The organism is Streptomyces sp. NPDC043176 (assembly GCF_056436715.1).
In genome coordinates, this window is sequence record NZ_JBWKCA010000004.1 from 282,059 (window position 1) to 298,001 (window position 15,943).

General features: G+C 73.9%; 15 protein-coding genes. 4 read left to right on the top strand and 11 right to left on the bottom strand.

The genetic code is table 11. The features are described from left to right. Positions 1-658: 658 nt before the first annotated feature. From AC067A_RS08530 to AC067A_RS08540, 3 genes are all read left to right on the top strand, one after another. A complete protein-coding gene (locus AC067A_RS08530; RefSeq protein WP_478616325.1) occupies positions 659-1,102 on the top strand; it encodes an RrF2 family transcriptional regulator in 444 nt (147 codons plus the stop codon). A gap of 78 nt (positions 1,103-1,180) precedes the next feature. Continuing rightward, the gene (locus AC067A_RS08535; protein ID WP_478616328.1) at positions 1,181-2,368 is read left to right on the top strand and encodes a globin domain-containing protein; all 1,188 of its coding nucleotides are present in this window, start codon (positions 1,181-1,183) and stop codon (positions 2,366-2,368) included. Between the two features lie 110 nt (positions 2,369-2,478). Beyond that, positions 2,479-3,246 carry a rod shape-determining protein gene (locus AC067A_RS08540; RefSeq protein ID WP_478616331.1) on the top strand — a complete coding sequence of 256 codons (768 nt, stop codon included), beginning with the start codon at positions 2,479-2,481 and terminating at the stop codon, positions 3,244-3,246. Between the two features lie 63 nt (positions 3,247-3,309). Here AC067A_RS08540 and AC067A_RS08545 read toward each other — a convergent pair whose 3' ends face one another. The 7 genes from AC067A_RS08545 to AC067A_RS08575 form a co-directional block, all read right to left on the bottom strand. Beyond that, positions 3,310-3,681, bottom strand: coding sequence for a peptidase inhibitor family I36 protein (locus AC067A_RS08545; protein ID WP_478616334.1), 372 nt, complete (start codon positions 3,679-3,681; stop codon positions 3,310-3,312). After that, positions 3,678-4,391, bottom strand: a complete 714-nt coding sequence (locus AC067A_RS08550; protein ID WP_478616337.1) for a hypothetical protein — start codon at positions 4,389-4,391, stop codon at positions 3,678-3,680. Before AC067A_RS08550 ends, AC067A_RS08545 begins: the two co-directional genes overlap by 4 nt. A 564-nt stretch (positions 4,392-4,955) precedes the next feature. Beyond that, positions 4,956-5,741, bottom strand: coding sequence for a polysaccharide deacetylase family protein (locus AC067A_RS08555; protein WP_478616340.1), 786 nt, complete (start codon positions 5,739-5,741; stop codon positions 4,956-4,958). Between the two features lie 191 nt (positions 5,742-5,932). Beyond that, positions 5,933-6,376 (bottom strand): hypothetical protein, encoded by a 444-nt coding sequence (locus AC067A_RS08560; protein WP_478616343.1) that lies wholly within the window; start codon positions 6,374-6,376, stop codon positions 5,933-5,935. Positions 6,377-6,429: 53 nt separating this feature from the next. Then, on the bottom strand, positions 6,430-7,977 hold the full coding sequence (locus AC067A_RS08565; protein ID WP_478616346.1) for an ATP-dependent DNA ligase: 1,548 nt from the start codon (positions 7,975-7,977) through the stop codon (positions 6,430-6,432). Positions 7,978-8,079: 102 nt separating this feature from the next. Further along, entirely contained in the window at positions 8,080-9,594 is a 1,515-nt protein-coding gene (locus tag AC067A_RS08570) for a DUF6397 family protein (protein WP_478616348.1), read from the bottom strand. Positions 9,595-9,883: 289 nt separating this feature from the next. Further along, positions 9,884-10,294 carry a roadblock/LC7 domain-containing protein gene (locus AC067A_RS08575; protein WP_478616350.1) on the bottom strand — a complete coding sequence of 137 codons (411 nt, stop codon included), beginning with the start codon at positions 10,292-10,294 and terminating at the stop codon, positions 9,884-9,886. 153 nt (positions 10,295-10,447) lie between these two features. Here AC067A_RS08575 and AC067A_RS08580 point away from each other — a divergent pair, with 153 nt between their 5' ends. After that, positions 10,448-10,873, top strand: coding sequence for a PPOX class F420-dependent oxidoreductase (locus AC067A_RS08580; RefSeq protein ID WP_478616353.1), 426 nt, complete (start codon positions 10,448-10,450; stop codon positions 10,871-10,873). Between the two features lie 194 nt (positions 10,874-11,067). On the opposite strand, the gene AC067A_RS08585 is transcribed toward AC067A_RS08580, so the two are convergent. The 4 genes from AC067A_RS08585 to AC067A_RS08600 are packed head-to-tail and all read right to left on the bottom strand — an operon-like array spanning position 11,068 to position 15,818. Continuing rightward, a complete protein-coding gene (locus AC067A_RS08585; RefSeq protein WP_478616356.1) occupies positions 11,068-11,685 on the bottom strand; it encodes a GTP-binding protein in 618 nt (205 codons plus the stop codon). Continuing rightward, complete coding sequence (locus AC067A_RS08590; protein WP_478616359.1) at positions 11,666-12,082, bottom strand: DUF742 domain-containing protein; 417 nt, start codon at positions 12,080-12,082, stop codon at positions 11,666-11,668. Before AC067A_RS08590 ends, AC067A_RS08585 begins: the two co-directional genes overlap by 20 nt. Positions 12,083-12,096: 14 nt before the next feature. Further along, complete coding sequence (locus AC067A_RS08595; protein ID WP_478616362.1) at positions 12,097-12,531, bottom strand: roadblock/LC7 domain-containing protein; 435 nt, start codon at positions 12,529-12,531, stop codon at positions 12,097-12,099. Next, positions 12,528-15,818, bottom strand: coding sequence for a sensor histidine kinase (locus AC067A_RS08600; protein ID WP_478616364.1), 3,291 nt, complete (start codon positions 15,816-15,818; stop codon positions 12,528-12,530). Before AC067A_RS08600 ends, AC067A_RS08595 begins: the two co-directional genes overlap by 4 nt. Between the last annotated feature and the right edge of the window lie 125 nt (positions 15,819-15,943).

Genomic DNA, 15,943 nt, shown 5'->3' on the forward strand with positions numbered 1-15,943 from the left:
CTGGGTCCGGGCGCGGGGCGCACCGTCGAGAGCCTGCGGGCCGCCCGCCCGGAGGCCGACGCGGCGGCACTGAGAGCCCTGATCGTGGCGCGCGGGCGCCGGAGGGTGACTGCCGAAGGAGCTTTCGTCGGCGGTCCCTTCATGCTGTTCGTCCCCTTGAACCTGGTGATGAGGATGGCCCGCCTCCTCGGGCTGCCGACACCGGGCGAGGGCACCGCGCGGTGGTTCGTCCGGGTGGCGCAGATCGCGCTCGTGACCGCCGTCTTCCTCGTCGGCCTGGTGCCCCCTCGGATGACTGCCGCACCTGGCCGTCTCGTACTGGCGGGCCACCACACGGATGGATGGACCGGGCCACGCTCTTCCACGTCGGTACCGTCGACCTCCGCGCCCCACGCGCCGTCCGGGTCGGCCCGGCCATGGGTGTGGCACTGCTGCGCGCCGTGGGCTCCCTGGTCGTACCCGCGGTCCCGCGGTCGCGGTGTTCGTGGTCGTCACCGCGGACCTCCGGATCGCGGGCGGGCGGTGGCCGGTGCTCGGGCTCGTGCTGATCTCCAGCCGCCGGTTCACCGGCGGCTGGTGGCTTTGACGGCGCCGGAAGCGGCGGCGCGAACCCACCCCTTAATACGTACTTCGAATACCGCTTTGATACGGTCAGCGCGTGAGGCTGACGAAGTTCACCGACCTGGCGCTCCGTGCCGTGATGCGCCTGGCGGTCACCGCACCGGAGGAGTCCGTCACCACCCGCGAGGTGGCGGAGTCGATGGACGTGCCCTACGCCCACATGGCGAAGGTGGTCACCCGACTCCAGCACCTCGGCGTGGTCGAGGCGCGACGGGGGCGCGGTGGCGGTCTGACCCTGACGGAGCTGGGCCGGCGCTCCTCGGTGGGATGGCTGACCCGCACCCTGGAGGGCGAGGAGGAGGTCGTCGCCTGCGAGGGCGACCCACCGTGCCCGCTGCGCACCGCGTGCCGGCTGCGGGGGGCGCTGCGCGAGGCCCAGGAGGCGTTCTACCGCGCGCTCGACCCGCTGACCGTGGCGGAGCTCGTGACCTCGCCGACCGGTCCGCTGCTTCTCACCCTCACCCCACGCCCCAGCCCCTGAGCCGTGGCCCCCCTCGGGGCTCCACCCGAACTCTTCACGCCTTTTAATACGCAGATCATTTACCAGATTGAGGTTCACATGCTGTCCGAGCAGGCCGTCCCGGTCGTCCGCGCCACCCTGCCCGCCGTCGGCGGCGCGCTCGACCAGATCACCGAGCGCTTCTACGGGCGCCTCTTCGCCGCCCACCCCGAGCTCCTGCGCGACCTGTTCAACCGGGGCAACCAGGCCAACGGCGAGCAGCGGAAGGCGCTCGCCGGCTCCATAGCGGCCTTCGCCGTCGCTCTGCTGGAGAACCCGGACAGCCGACCGGACGCCATGCTGTCCCGGATCGCCCACAAGCACGCCTCGCTCGGCGTGACCTCCGAGCAGTACAAGGTCGTGCACGAGCACCTCTTCGCCGCGATCGTGGAGGTGCTCGGCGAGGCGGTCACCCCGGAGGTCGCCCAGGCCTGGGACGAGGTGTACTGGCTGATGGCGAACGCGCTGATCGCCGTGGAGGCCCGGCTCTACCAGGAGTCGGGTGTGCCCGAGGGCGAGGTCTGGCGGTCGATGGAGATCGCCGAACGCCACGAGGAGACGGCCGACACGGTGTCCTTCACCCTGCGGCACGCCGACGGCACCCCCACCGCCGCGTTCCGGCCCGGCCAGTACGTGAGCGTCCGGGTCGCGCTGCCCGACGGCGCGCGCCAGATCCGCCAGTACAGCCTGTCCGCCGCGCCGGGGCACCCGCAGTGGCGGATCACCGTGAAGCGGGTCGACGGCGACCCCGCGGGCGAGGTCTCCTCCTGGCTGCACGCCCACGCCCGCCCGGGGGACACCGTGGAGGTGTCGGTCCCGTTCGGCGACCTGGTGCTGCCCGACGGCGACGGCCCTCTCCTGCTCGCCTCCGCCGGTATCGGCAGCACGCCCATGCTGGCGATGCTCGACCACCTCGCGGCCACCGGCTCGACCCGCCCGGTGGTGGTCGTGCACGCCGACCGCTCCCCCGCGTCCCACGCGCACGCCGCCGAGCTGCGGCGGCTGGTCGAGGACCTGCCGCAGGGAACGCTGCACCTCTGGTACGAGGAGCCGGGCGACTCCGGCGCCCACCCGGGCCGCGCGGACGTCACGTCGCTCGACCTTCCGGTGGGCACGACCGTCTACCTCTGCGGGCCGCTGCCCTTCCTGCGCGCGGTGCGCGGCGACCTCCTCGCCAGCGGCACACCGGCGGCCGACATCCACTACGAAGTGTTCGGCCCCGACCTCTGGCTCGGCGCAGAGAACTGACCGCAGAACCTTCGATCCCTGTGCACCATGGCGCTCCTGCCACTGATACTGCATAGTGAGGTCCGTGTCGGCCTCGCAATCAGCGGGTCCGTGGGGAATGGACGGAAGCGATGGGATCGATCGGGTCGACAGTCGGGGACCGGGGCGCGGGGCGACCGGTACGCGGGATCGCCCTCGACATCGGCAGCTCCCGCACCCGGGCCTGGGCCCCTGGTGCGGGCGTCTTCGCGGACGTGCCGAGCGGTCCGGTGCGGCGCGGCCGCGTCACCGACGCGGCCTCCCAGCTCCGGCTGCTGCGCCGGCTGACCGCTTCGGCCCCCGGCGACGGAACGCACGACACCGTCGTGATGCTGACCCACCCCGTGCTCGCCGCACCCGAGGAACGAGAGGCGGCACGCCGGATGCTGGACGGTCTCGGTCCGGCGCGGGTGATCGCCGTGGACAGCGCCCGCGCCGCGGCGGCGTACGCGGCTCCGCCCGGCGGCGGCCCGCTGCTCGTGGTCGACCTGGGGGCGCAGCTGACCGAGGTCACCCTGGTCGTGGACGGCCTGGTCGAGGACGCCCGGCTCGCCGAGATGGGCGTCGACGACGTGCCGGAGTCGGGCCGCGTACCGGACGCGATCGCCGGGACGGCCGCCGACATGGTGAGCGACCTGTGGCGGCACGACCGCACCGGCGCCGTTCGCGGGGCCTTGCGCCGCGGCGTACTGGTGACCGGCGGCGGCGCCCTGCGCCTCGACGTGACGGGACGCCTCGCCCACCTCCTGCGGGCCCGCCTCCGCCTGGCGAACGACCCGGCGACCAGCGTCGTCCGGGGCGCCGGACTGATGCTCACCTCCGTCCTGCGCCACCCGGCGGGCCCTCCCACCCGCTCCTGAAGCCTGGTGTCGGTGGTTGCCGTACCGCCCCTCGGGCCGGTCCGGCAACCTTGCCCGAGCCACTCAGCAGCCGGCCGCCCACGTGTGGGAGTCGCCGCGGTCGTTGGCGGCACCGTTGTAGCCGACCTCCTGGCCGGGGGCGAGGCAGATGGTCATGCTGCCGCCCTGCCAGGCGCTCTCGTAGACGCGGACGTGGTCCTTGATCCCGGGGCCGGAGATGCCGTGGTTGACCCACGAGGAGTCGGTGTCGGAGATCCAGCTCTCCCACCAGCCGTCGTCGCCGCTCCAGTTGGCGCGCTGGCCGCCGAAGTTCGCTTCCTGCCAGACGCAGAACTCCCCACTGGGACATTCGGCGGCTCCGGCGGAGCCGGCGAGGGCGAGGCCCGCGGTGGTGGCGAGGAGCGCGGCGGCGGCGGTGGCGAGAAGTCGCTTCACGAGGGGTGGTGCCTTTCTACGGGTGGTCCGGACGCGGGCAGTTCGGCTGCCCGCCGCAGTGCGCGGTCGCGCAGCTGCCGGTATGTGGTGAGTTCGTCCCGGTGCAGCGCGCGCACCTCGACCATCTCGGCGGCCTCCAGCCGCTTCCGCACGGCGTCGAGTCCGCTCTCGCGGTCACAGTGCGCGGCGACGGCCGGGTCGGGGCGGTCGGGACGGGGCCCTTGGGAGGGAGTGGCGCACCGGGTCCAGCGGGCGAGCGCCGCCCGGTGGGCCGGGTCGCTGCGCATGCGCGCCTGGGCCTCGGCGCGGAGGTTGTCGACGGTGACCTGGGCCCGGAACCAGCGACGCTGGTCGCCGTAGAGCCGCAGGCGGGCGGTGGCCAGGCACCCGTCCTCGTGGGCGGTGACGGTCGCGCCCGTGGCCAGGGTGACGGACAGTTCGCGCGGTCCGGCACCGAAGAGCGCCGCCTGGAGGACGCGGTCTTCGTCGGGTGCGCGGGGCCTTGCCGAGAGGGCGATCCCCCGGTCCCGCAGACAGTCGACGACGAGCCGGTGCTCCGCGGACCGGAGCAGCTCGTCCTGGGCGGCCCGGGTCACCGGCACGGTCGGGGCCCCTCCCCCTCCCGAAGCGACCACGGTGCACCCGGAGAGCAGCAGCGAGGCGGCGGCGGTGACGACTGCGCGGCAGGCGCGCGCGGCGGTGCGAAGCATGGCGTCCCCCTTGGATCATCCCTGGTCGGAGCGGCCTTCCGATGATCGTCAGGCGTCCCGGGGTGATCACTTCCCGGCGACTCGGCCACCATGCCGAAGCTCACTCGAACGGGTCGAACGCGCCGGGGTGCGCGCCCCTCGGGCGCCGTCGGCGTGCCGTGCGTTGGGGTGCACGGAGGTCCGGGGTCCGCGTGCGCGGAGGGCCGGTGGCCGGAGTCCGGGTCGGGATCCGGGTCCAGGTCTGGTCTGGGTCCGGGTCCAGGTCTGGTCTGGGTCTGGGTCCGGTGGCACGGAGCCCGGGTCCGGCTCCGGGTCCGACATCGGACATCGGACATCGGACATCCGACCATCCGGGTTCGGGTACGACAGAGCCCCGGTTGGACGGGGGATTCCAACCGGGGCCGATTGCCGTGACGGGCGAAGAGCGGTCACCTCATGGCGGGGGACCCTGGGGACCGGACCCCTTCACAGTCACATACGTATGAACGGTAAACCTTTCCCGAATGTTCCGAGAGGTCCCGAGTGGGCGATGTGAGGCACCTCACCCGGTTTCGCCAGGTGACCTCAGTCCTTCTCGGGGCGGTAGACGGTGCCGGGCTCGGCCTTCCCGGGGGCGAGCAGCTCCGGCACCGTCACGAAAGTGAAGCCGCGGCGCTTGAGCTCGTCGATGATCGACGGGACGGCGGGGACCGTCCCGTCGTAGATGTCGTGGAGCAGGATGATGCCGTCACCGTGCGCCTGTTCGAGGACGCGCTGCCGGATGAGGGCCGAGTCGGTGGTGGAGTAGTCCTTGGCGGTGATGCTCCAGAGGATCTGGGCGAGGCCGAGTTCCCGGCTGACGTCGGACACGGTGCCGTCGGTCCTGCCCTGCGGCGGGCGCATGAGGGTGGGCTTGCGGCCGGTGATCTTCTCGACGGCGTCCTGGGTGCGCACGAGCTCGTCGCGGACCTCGGCGGCGTCGAGGTCGGTGAGGATCCGGTGGGTCCAGGTGTGGTTGGCGACCTCGTGCCCCTCTTCCGCGATCCGCTTGACCACCTGGGGATAGCGGTCGACGTGCTTGCTGCCGAGGAGGAAGAAGGTCGCGGGGACCTGCTTCTCCTTGAGGATGTCCAGGAGCCTGGGAGTGTCCTTGCCCGGCCCCGCGTCGAAGGTGAGCGCGATGCACTTGACGCGGGCGCAGTCGACCCGGCGGGCGCCGGCGCGCGCCGCTTCGTCGGCTCCGGCGTCTTCCCGGGCGTCCTGCGGCGTGACCGTGCTCGTCCCGCAGGCGGTGAGCGTCGACATCAGCACCGCGGCGGCGAACAGGGCGGCGACCGTTCCCCCGCGTCGGCCCGTCCTGGATCGGAACATGGTGGAACCCGCTTTCCCCGTAGTGGCCTCGGTACAGCCGCGGCCGCCTGGTCAGGGCGGGGCTCGCGACCGCCAGGAACTCTACACACGGTGTATACCGAAGGAGGCGGCGGGGTCCCCGGGACGCGCGGAGGCACATGTGACCCCGGGCGGAGCCCGTCCGCTCCGTCCGGGGTGTTCGCGTCGCCTGCTCAGCGGGAGGCGAGCAGCAGGCGGGCCTCGGTCTCCTGGTCGCCGGAGACGGCCTGCAGGGACTGGATGTCGAATCCGGCGGCGAGCACCTTCCGGACCTCGTCGACGGCGTGGTACCCGCCGCTCAGGGTGGCGCCCACCGAGGCGGTCAGCCGAGAGGGGCCCACCTCCTGGCGATGCCCGCCGGCCGTGTCGAAGGTGGCCGTCCAGACGGTGGGCGCGGGGCCCGTGACCGCCTGCGGATTCGGGGTGGCCGTGTCCTCCAGCTGGTAGACGCTGTCGAGGACGTCGAAGACGGCCTGGGCGTCCTCCCGGCTGCAGTCGCACAGCTGCACGGTGACGTCGGTGTCGATGTGCAAGTCGTACACGTCGCTCATCTCCTCGCGGCCCGCCGGTCGCTCGTGGTGCCACGCGCTCATCGTGTCGGGCGCTCGTCGTGCCACGTCTCCAGCATCCCTCGCGTGACGGCGTCCCGCGATGTCCGCGCCCCCGGCGCTCAGACGCGGCCGATGACCGTGGCGACCGTGTCCGCCTCCGAGGCCGGCTTGTCCGGGCGGTGGCGCACGACACGGGCGAAGCGGAGGGTGACACCGGCCGGGTAGCGGGTGGACCGCTGAAGGCCGTCGTAGGCGATCTCCACGACCAGTTCGGGCCTCACCCGCACGGTGAAGCCGTCGTCCGACACCGCCAGTTCGCCGAGGCGCTCGGTCTGCCAGCGCAGCATCTCGTCCGTGAGCCCCTTGAAGGTCTTGCCGAGCATGACGAACCCGCCTTCGGGGGTCCGCGCACCGAGGTGGAGGTTGGAGAGCAGCCCGGTCCTGCGGCCGTGGCCCCGTTCGACGGCGAGGACGACGAGGTCGACGGTGTGGACGGGTTTCACCTTCAGCCAGGTGCGTCCCCGCCGCCCCGCCACGTAGGGGGCGTCCAGCGCCTTCACCAGAACGCCTTCGTGCCCGCCGGCCAGCGTGTCCGTCAAGAACCGCTCGGCCGCTCTGATCTGCGCCGGGTCCGCCGGGTCGGTGACGACGGTGCGGCCCACCCGGTGGGACGCCGGAAGCAGCCGGGCCAGCACCTCGTGCCGCTCCCGTTCCGGCCGGTCGATCAGGCCGTCGCCGTCCACGGCGAGGACGTCGAAGAAGACGGGCGTCAGCGGAAGCGCGGCGTGGGCGCCGGCCACGTCGGTCCGGGAGCCGACCCGGGACGCGATGTCCTGGAAGGCCACCGGGCGGCCGGTCCCGGGATCGAGCGCGATGACCTCGCCGTCCAGGATGAACCGGTCGGCCGGCACGGCCCGGCCGACCGCCACCACTTCGGGAAGCCGGTCGGTGATGTCGTCGAGCGAACGGGTGTGGACGCGGACGTCGTCGCCGTCGCGGTGGACCTGGATGCGGATGCCGTCGAGTTTCTCCTCGACGGCGCACGGCCCCAGAGCCGCGATCGCCTCGGTCACGGAGCCGGCCGTATGGGCGAGCATGGGCTGCACGGGGCTGCCGACCCGCAGCGTGAACCGGTCGAGAGCGGCGGCGCCCTCGGCCAGCACCGCCTGGGCGACCGACGGCAGCGAGCCTTCGAGCATCACCGCGCGCCGCAGCTCCGCGGCGGGCACGGTGGCCGCGCGTGCCACGCCCTCCAGCGCCACGGCGTCGAGGGCCCCTTGCCGCACCTCCCCGGTCAGCAGCCGCAGCAGGAGCTCCTGTTCGTCATGGGTGGCAGCGGCGAACAGACCGTGGACCAGCCTGGCCCGCTCGGCCCTCGCCCCGGCACCCGAGACCGCGGCCAGCGCCGTCATCGCGGCGTCGACCCCGCTCAGCGTGAGACCGGGCCTCTCGGCCGGTGGGACGGCCGGCGGGACGACCTCCTTGAGCACGCTCCAGCCGACACCGATCCGCCCCTGCGGGAGCCGCCCCGACAGATACGCGATGACGAGCGGGCTCTCCTCCGGGTCGGCCTCGGCGAACAGTTCCGCGAGCAGCACGATCTTGCGGGACCGCGCCGAGGTCGCCGCGACCTCCCGGGACACCTCCGCGACATGGGCCAGCAGCATGTGGTCCATCCTCCCCACACCCCGCCCCCACCGCACCCGGGCCCGCCGCCCTCGTGCCCGCCGCGGGCCACACCCGGCCCGCAGCCCATGCCTACCCCCGTCTCACGGCCACGACACCGGCCTCCTCCCCCGCCGGGCGTGCCCCTCTCCGGCCCTTTTCCTGCGGCGCAGGCGGTCAAGAAGCCCGGTCCGCGCGGGACGACCGGCGGGCCGGACGCGCACCGCCGACCGGCTCGACGGAAGGTCGGCTTCCGCCGGATGGCGAGGGCCGGGGGCGGCGAGGCCCTGGAGACCGGACTCAGGAGCCGCTCGTTCATCGGGGCCACGGTCAGGAGCTGTACGCGGCTCCTCGACGACCGGTCCAGGCAGGGCGCCACTCTGAGGCACGCGCGGCGGAGCCGTGGGGGGCATCGGTGGAGGGAGCAACATCGTCGGGATCCGCGTTTCGCCCCCGGAGTCCGTCCTCCGCGCGCGACGGGCCGGCGGGCCGGGCGTCAGGGCGTCGGCCCATCCGGTGGCCGTCGCGGTCACGGCGGCCCCGGACGCGGTCGCGGCCCTGACCCTGGCCCCGCCCGGGGCCGTGGACACTCCGGGATCCAAAGCCCCACCCGGCGCCGTGGACACGCCGGGGTACGCAGCCCAACCAGGAGCCGTGGACACGCCGGAGTACCCAGACCCGCCGGGAGCCGTGGACACGCCGGGGTATCCAGACCCACCGGGGGCTGCAGACACGCCGGGGTCCACAGACCCGCCGCCCGGGTCCGGAGACAGACCGCGTTCCGCAGTCCCGCCCGGGGCCCCGGGCCCGCCCGCCATCGCAGTGGCGCCGACCGCGGGAAAGGGGCCGGGGTCGCCGGGACACGGGGCCTGCTGTCGGGCGCGTGCTTCGTCGAGGGCGAGGGCGAGGCTCATGCGGTGCCAGAGGATCTCGTCGGGTTCGTCCGCCCGCGTGAGTCGCTCGGCGACGTCGTGCGCGGCGGCCGCCACCGGCATGCCGGGGGGCGGCGGTGGGCGCAGCCGGTCCAGGTACGCGCGCTCGTGGGGGTCATCGACGACCTCGGCCACCTGGACGGGGTCGAGGAGGGACGCGACGGCTGCGGCGCGGGCCCACGGGTCGTCCGTGGCCCGGAGCAGCAGTCCGAGCCGGCGGGTTCGCCAGTTCCTGGGCCGCCGGTCCTCATGCGCGGCGAGACGCTCGCGCAGTTCGAGCGGGAGCCGTCCGGTGAGCAGGGCCGGACATCGGCGGCCGAAGTCGGATGCCTCCGCCGCCAGATACGTCCAGACCACCGCGCGGTAGCGGTTCAGGGTGAACCGCACGGGACTGAGGTGTCCCGTGCGGGCCAGCCTGGTGAAGCGTTCCGGGGTGATCGACAGGAGTGCCGCGGCCTCGCCCGTACCGACCGTGCGCACACGGTCTCGCAGACCGGTCGGGAAGTCGGGCGCTCCGCTGAGGCGGTCGAGTTCGCGCCGCTCGACGCGCCTCCGCCCGCCTTCTCCCGTCGGCACCGTCCTCACCAGTCCGAGCTGGACCGCAAGCCGGAACTCATCGCGCCTGAGTTCCAGTTCCTGTGCGGCCCGCGCCGGTGTGACCGTGTGCGTCCTTTCGTCCACCGTCATCGTGTGGCCCTCCCCCGTACGTCCGTGCTCTCTCCGTGCCGTGGATCCCTCGGACCCACGAAAGAGAACGTAACGCAGAGTGACGACAGTCGCACGACCTGTGGACAACGGCCTGTGGACAACAGAGGACCGGGAAGGGCTCCTGCCCGCTGGACCCGACCGTCAACGACCGTCCGTGACACCCCGAACCCAGCGCCGCGGCCGTCAGCGCCCGGTCGCGAAACCCTGGACGCCACACCCCGGACGTCACACCCCGGACGTCACACCCGGGACGTCAGCGCCTCTTTCGTCAGAGCGCGCCGCCGGGCAGGCCCGGATGCCGTGCCGCCACGCCCAGGTGCTCGCCGACGCGGTTGACCAGCAGGGTCATCTCGTAGGCCACCTGGCCGACGTCCGCCTCCGCCGCACTGAGGACGCACAGGCAGCTGCCCTCGCCCGCCGCCGTCACGAAGAGCAGGGCCTCGTCGAACTCGACCATGGTCTGCCGCGCCCGGCCTGCCCGGAAGTGCCGGCCCGAGCCCCTGGCAAGGCTGTGCAGCCCGGAGGAGACCGCTGCCAGGTGCTCGGCGTCCTCTCGTGCGAGCCCGCTGCTGGCACCCGTCACGAGTCCGTCGTTCGACAGCACCAGCGCGTGCCGTATGTACCCGACCCGCTGCGTCAGGTCGTCGAGGAGCCAGTCCAGGCCCTTGTCCAATGCCATCAGTGTTCCTCCCCCTGGGTGGTGCGTCCCCGTCGACCCGGATTCCCGTGGTCCCCGTGCCTCCGTGGTCCGCCGTATCGCCGCAAGCCTTACGCACTGTCGTGAACAGGGCAAGCACCGCACCACGCCCGCGCGTGCCGCAGGATGGGGCCCATGACCAAGATGACCGAGGATCAGTGGCGGACCTTCGTGTCCACGGGGACCCGAACCGGCAAACTCGCGACCGTACGCGACGACGGCAGCCCCCACGTCGTGCCGGTCTGGTTCCTGCTCGACGGCGACGACTTCGTGTTCAACACGGGCAAGGACACGGTGAAGGGCCGCAACCTCGCCCGGGACGGACGGGCGGCGCTGTGCGTCGACGACGACCGGCCGCCCTTCGCCTTCGTCTCCCTGTTCGGCCGTGCCGAACTCGACGAGGATCCGGCCGAGTTGCGCCGGTGGGCCACCCGCATCGGCGCACGCTACATGGGTGAGGAACGGGCGGCGGAGTTCGGCGACCGCAACGCGGTCCCCGGCGAACTCCTCGTCCGGGTGAGGATCGACAAGGTGATCGCCGAAGGCGGCGTCTCGGACTGAGGCGGGTTGTCACCGGTCGCGTCGGCGTACTCGGGCGTACGGGCGGGGAGAGGCCGACGGTGTACCCCGGTGTGCAGCCGACGGTGTACCCCGGCGTGCAGCCGAGGGAGCACCTCCGAAGACAGCCCCCGGTGTACGCCGGGATTCGGCCCACGCTGTACGCCGGAATTCAGCCGATGGCGTACCTCCGGGGATCAGCCGACGCTGTCCAGGAGCCGGGCTGTGTGCATCCGTCCCGCGTACTCGACGAGGCGGATGAGCACTTCCTTCCCGGAGTCGCGGTCACGCGCGTCGCAGAGCACGACCGGCGTGCCGCGGTCCAGGTCGAGAGCGAGGGAGACGTCGGCCGCGCCGTACGTACGCGCGCCCGTGAAGCAGTTGACGGCGACGACGAAGGGAATCTTCCGGTGCTCGAAGTAGTCGACCGCCGGGAAGCAGTCCTCCAGGCGGCGCGTGTCGGCGAGGACGACCGCCCCCAGGGCGCCCTGTGACAGCTCGTCCCAGAGGAACCAGAAGCGGTCCTGTCCGGGCGTCCCGAAGAGGTAGAGGGAGAGACCGGAACGGATCGTGATGCGACCGAAGTCCATGGCCACGGTCGTGGTGGTCTTCTGGTCGACTCCCCCGGTGTCGTCGACGGACTGTCCGGCGCGGCTGAGCTGTTCCTCGGTGCGCAGGGGGCGTATCTCGCTGACCGCGCCGACGAGGGTCGTCTTGCCCACGCCGAATCCACCGGCGACGAGGATCTTCAGGGCGAGGGCGGTGCTGTCCGCCTCGTCGCCGGCGCCTGTTCTCTCAGAGCGCTCGTAGGCCATCGATTACTTCCCTCAGGATTCTTTCGTCAGGGAGCTGCGCGGGCGGTACGGGCCTGCTGACGCGTACGAAGCCCGATTCGAGGAGGTCGCCGAGGAGCACCCGGACGACACCGACGGGGAGGTCGGCGTCGGCCGCGAGTTCGGCGACCGACTGCGTCTCGGCCCGGCAGAGGGTGAGCAGGGACCGGTGCTCGGGCCCGAGGAAGGCCTCGTCCGCCGGTCCGGGCGGGTCGTCGTCCACGACGACGAGGGCGATGAGGTCGAACCGCACGTTGCTGGGCCCCGGTTTGGTGCGGCCGCCTGTCATCGCGTAGGGGCGGACGAGTGGTCCGGCGTCGGCGTCGTACCACTGGCTGCCCGGCACGGACGGACCGTCGCCGGTGCTGTCCTCGTTCATGGAGTCTCTCCGGGTCAGCCGGCGGTCGGCGGTGTCACCGTGAGCCGCGGCGGGGTGTGCAGGTGCTCGCCGACGCGCTTGACGAGGCGGGCCATCTCGTACGCGATGAGGCCGATGTCGGCGCTCGCGGAGCTGAGTACGGCGAGGCAGGAGCCGTCCCCCGCCGCTGCGACGAAGAGGAAGCCGTCGTCCATCTCGACCATGGTCTGGCGGACCCCGCCGGTGTGGAACTGCCGGCCCGCGCCCTTGGCGAGGCTGTGGAATCCGGAGGCGATGGCGGCCAGGTGCTCGGCGTCCTCGCGGCTGAGTCCGCTGGAGGCTCCGACGGCGAGTCCGTCGTTGGAGAGCACCACCGTGTGCCGGACCTCGCGGACCCGCATGACGAGGTCGTCGAGGAGCCAGTCGAGCTCGCCGGACCGGTGGTGGGAGATCCTCTCGTGGTCGATCATGCGTCGTCTCCTTCGGTGCGGGTGTCGTCGAGGTGGGCCGTGCCGTGGTCGTGGCCGAGGCGGTGCACGGTGCCGAAGTCCGCGCTCGGGGCCGGGCCCTGGGGCGAGGCCGGGTGCGGGCTCGGGGCTGAGGCCGGGTACGCGCGCGTGGCGGGGTCCGCGTAGGGGCCGGTATGCGCCCCCGGAGCCGTACGAGGGTCCTCGTACGGGCCCGTGTGCGCCCCCGGAGTAGTACGGGGGTCCCCGCCGGGCTCGGTGGCGGATGCGGGACCCTGCTCGCCGCCGAAGCCGGTGCCGAGGGGACGCCGGATGCCGGCCGCGCCGCCGCCTCCCCGCTGCCACCCGTCCTGGTAGGCCGCCATCCGGTCCCTGACCCGCTCCGGAGTACGGGCGTCCGGTCCGGCGGGCGCTGCGAGGACGGGCTGCGGCGCGGGTGCCTCGCGCAGCTGCGGGACCAGGCTCGCCTGGCGTACACGACGGGGCAGTTCGGCCTCGGAGTCGTCGTGCCCGCCGGGACCGGTCGGCGTACCGGACGGGCGGTCCCCCGCCGGCGGCGGTACGACGGGGCCGCGCCGGCGCAGTTCGGTGACCCCGGCGGGCGGCGGGCCCGCGGCCGGTCCGGCGGCGAGCGCGGGCACGGCGGCCGGGCGGGGCAGCGGCTGCGGCTGCGGGTGCGGCAGGGACTGCGGCGGGACCGGCGGCCGGGACGCGTCCGCCGACCGGGGTGGAGTGCCGGCCCCCGTGCCGGCCGCCGGCTGCGGAACGCTCCGGCGCGGTCCCGCGGCGGGGGGCACGGAGGGCCCGCCGGGCCCCGCCGGTGTGCCGGTCGCGACCGCCGGGGCGGTCGGGGCGGGCGTCCCGGCCCGCGCGGGCGCACGCGGCGCCGGTGGCCTGCCGAAGCGGCGGGCCTCGGCCCGCTGGGCCTCTTCGTGTTCCCGCGCGGCGCGCGCGCCGTCCGCCCGCGGGTCGCCGGTCTTCCCGGCCGCACCGGAGCCCTGGGTACGCGGGTCCCCGGTGTCCGAGGCTCCGGCGTGGGCCCTGTCGGGTGCCGGTCCGGTCGCCGGCGTGCCGCGGCCCGGCGGGAGTGCGCCCTGGAGCAGGTCGGTCGGGAGCAGGACGACGGCGGTGGTGCCGCCGTACGGGGAGGTGCGGAGGTGGACCTTGATGTCGTGGCGGGCGGAGAGGCGGCTGACCACGAAGAGCCCGAGGCGATCGCTGTCGAAGAGGTCGAGGGCCTCGGACCGGGCGATGCGGTCGTTGGCCTCGGCGAGGGTGTCCTTGCCCATGCCGAGCCCCCGGTCCTCGATCTCCAGGGCGTATCCGTTGCCGACGGGTTCGCCGCTGACGCGCACCTTGGTGTGGGGCGGCGAGAACTGTGCGGCGTTCTCGATGAGTTCGGCCAGGAGGTGCGTCAGGTCGGCGACGGCCCCGCCGACGACGGCCGTCTCGGGCAGTCGCCGCACCTCCACGCGCGCGTAGTCCTCGATTTCGGAGACGGCCGCGCGGACGACGTTGGTGAGCGGGACGGGCATGCGCCAGGCACGGCCGGGTGCGGCGCCGGACAGGATGATCAGGCTCTCGGCGTGGCGCCGCATGCGGGTGGTGAGGTGGTCGAGGCGGAAGAGGTCGCCGAGCTCGTTGGGATCGTCGGCGCGCCGCTCCATGCTGTCCAGGAGGTTGAGCTGGCGGTGGACGAGGACCTGGCTGCGGCGGGCGAGGTTGACGAAGACGCCGGAGATGCCGCTGGCGAGTTCGGCGCGTTCGACGGCCGCGGAGAGGGCCGCTCGGTGAACGGTGGTGAGGGCCTCGCCGACCTGTCCGATCTCGTCCTGGGAGACGGGCCCCGGCGGGGCCTCCGCCTGGACGTCGATCTCCTCGCCCGCGCGCAGCCGGCGCATGGCGGAGGGGAGTTTGCGACGGGCGATGCCGAGGGCGGTGTTGCGGAGGCTCACGAGTTCGACGACGAGACCGCGGCCGATCCTGACGGAGATCACGAGGGAGGCGGCGACGGCCGCGAGGCCGAGGACGACGGCGGCGCCACCCGCGCTGAAAACACCGCCGGCGAAGGGGTCGGTACGGTCGGCCGCCGCCGTGCGGGCGTCGGTCTCGATGCCGGTGAGGCCACGGCGTACGGCGGTGAGGGTGTCGTCCCAGTCGGCTGAGGTGACCGCCTGGGCGGCGGGGCGGCCGGGGCTCGCGGCGCGGATCCGGTCCTCGGCCCGGGTGAGACGGGCGTGGTCGCCGCCCGCGGCGAGACCGGCCCATTCGGCGCGTGCGGCGGCGGGCAGGTCGGCGGTGGCCGAGGCGGTGAGCGTGCGGCGGGTGTCGACGGCGCCGACGAAGGCGCGGAGTCGGTCGCCGGTGAGGCTGCCGGTGAGATGGGCGGAGGTGAGGAGGGCGTCCTCGCGGGACAGCATCTCGCCGGCCCTGCCGAATTCCAGGAGCACGCGCGCGTCGGAGCCCTGTCCGCCGTCCTGGATCCCGGTGAGGGCGCCGTCGACGGCGAAGGCGGCCGTGACCGCGGCGGTGTACTCCTCGTACACCTGGTCCCAGTCCGCCCGGCCGTCCGTGGCGGCGGTACGGAGCTTGGCGAGGCCCTCGACCTTGCCGACGAAGGCGCCCACCCGGCCGGCGACGTCGTCGGGCAGGTCCCCGGTGTCCCCGACGGTGTGCGCGTCGTCGAGGCGGAGCCGGTCGACGGCCTCGTCCGTGCGGCGGATCCGGTCCTCGAGTTCGGCGGCACGGGTGGCACCGGGCGCGGCGACCTGCCGTACGGCGGCGCGCCGTTCGTCCTGGAGTGCCGCGAGGGCGGTCGCCACGGGCTCCCGGATCTCGGCGTCGACGCGCTGGAGGCGGCGGAGCGCGGCGACGTCCTGGGCGGTGGTGACGGTGGCGAACCCCCACAGGGCGAGGAGCGAGACGACCGGGACCATCAGGAGCGACACGATCTTGGCACGGACCGTACGCGGGCGCAGGCCGTGGCTGACGCGACGCCCGGCGGCGGGTCCGTGCGGACCGGCGGGTCCGTGCGGGTGGGCCTGCCCGTGCGGGTGGGCCTGTCCGTGCGGGCCGGTGGCGTCGTGCGGAACCCCGGAGCCGTGCGGACCGGCGGCGGGCGGCGCGGCCTTGGCCGATGCCCCGGTGGAGGTGTCGCCGGGGGCCGGGGAGGCCTCGGGGGTCCGCTGCCCCGGTTCGTCGGCGGGCTGCCCGGCGTGTGCGCGCCGCCCGCGTGCGGCGGCCGGCGGCGGTGTCGCCTCGGCGCCCTTGGTCTTGCGGGGAGTTCGCATGGCCTCCTCGTTCCGGCTGCTTGGTGCTCTGGTGCTGTGGGTCGTACGGGGGTCGGGGCGCCGGGTCCGGTCGCCACGGTCGCCCGGCGCGTCTCCGGATGTGCTCGGACGGGCGGCGCGCGCGG

Coding starts and splice junctions, on each gene's coding strand:
- AC067A_RS08535 (WP_478616328.1), top strand. CDS start 1,181: ATGCTGTCCGAGCAGGCCGTCCCGGTCGTCCGCGCCACCCTGCCCGCC.
- AC067A_RS08540 (WP_478616331.1), top strand. CDS start 2,479: ATGGGATCGATCGGGTCGACAGTCGGGGACCGGGGCGCGGGGCGACCG.
- AC067A_RS08550 (WP_478616337.1), bottom strand. CDS start 4,391: ATGCTTCGCACCGCCGCGCGCGCCTGCCGCGCAGTCGTCACCGCCGCC.
- AC067A_RS08555 (WP_478616340.1), bottom strand. CDS start 5,741: ATGTTCCGATCCAGGACGGGCCGACGCGGGGGAACGGTCGCCGCCCTG.
- AC067A_RS08565 (WP_478616346.1), bottom strand. CDS start 7,977: ATGCTGCTGGCCCATGTCGCGGAGGTGTCCCGGGAGGTCGCGGCGACC.
- AC067A_RS08570 (WP_478616348.1), bottom strand. CDS start 9,594: ATGACGGTGGACGAAAGGACGCACACGGTCACACCGGCGCGGGCCGCA.
- AC067A_RS08575 (WP_478616350.1), bottom strand. CDS start 10,294: ATGGCATTGGACAAGGGCCTGGACTGGCTCCTCGACGACCTGACGCAG.
- AC067A_RS08580 (WP_478616353.1), top strand. CDS start 10,448: ATGACCAAGATGACCGAGGATCAGTGGCGGACCTTCGTGTCCACGGGG.
- AC067A_RS08585 (WP_478616356.1), bottom strand. CDS start 11,685: ATGGCCTACGAGCGCTCTGAGAGAACAGGCGCCGGCGACGAGGCGGAC.
- AC067A_RS08590 (WP_478616359.1), bottom strand. CDS start 12,082: ATGAACGAGGACAGCACCGGCGACGGTCCGTCCGTGCCGGGCAGCCAG.
- AC067A_RS08595 (WP_478616362.1), bottom strand. CDS start 12,531: ATGATCGACCACGAGAGGATCTCCCACCACCGGTCCGGCGAGCTCGAC.
- AC067A_RS08600 (WP_478616364.1), bottom strand. CDS start 15,818: ATGCGAACTCCCCGCAAGACCAAGGGCGCCGAGGCGACACCGCCGCCG.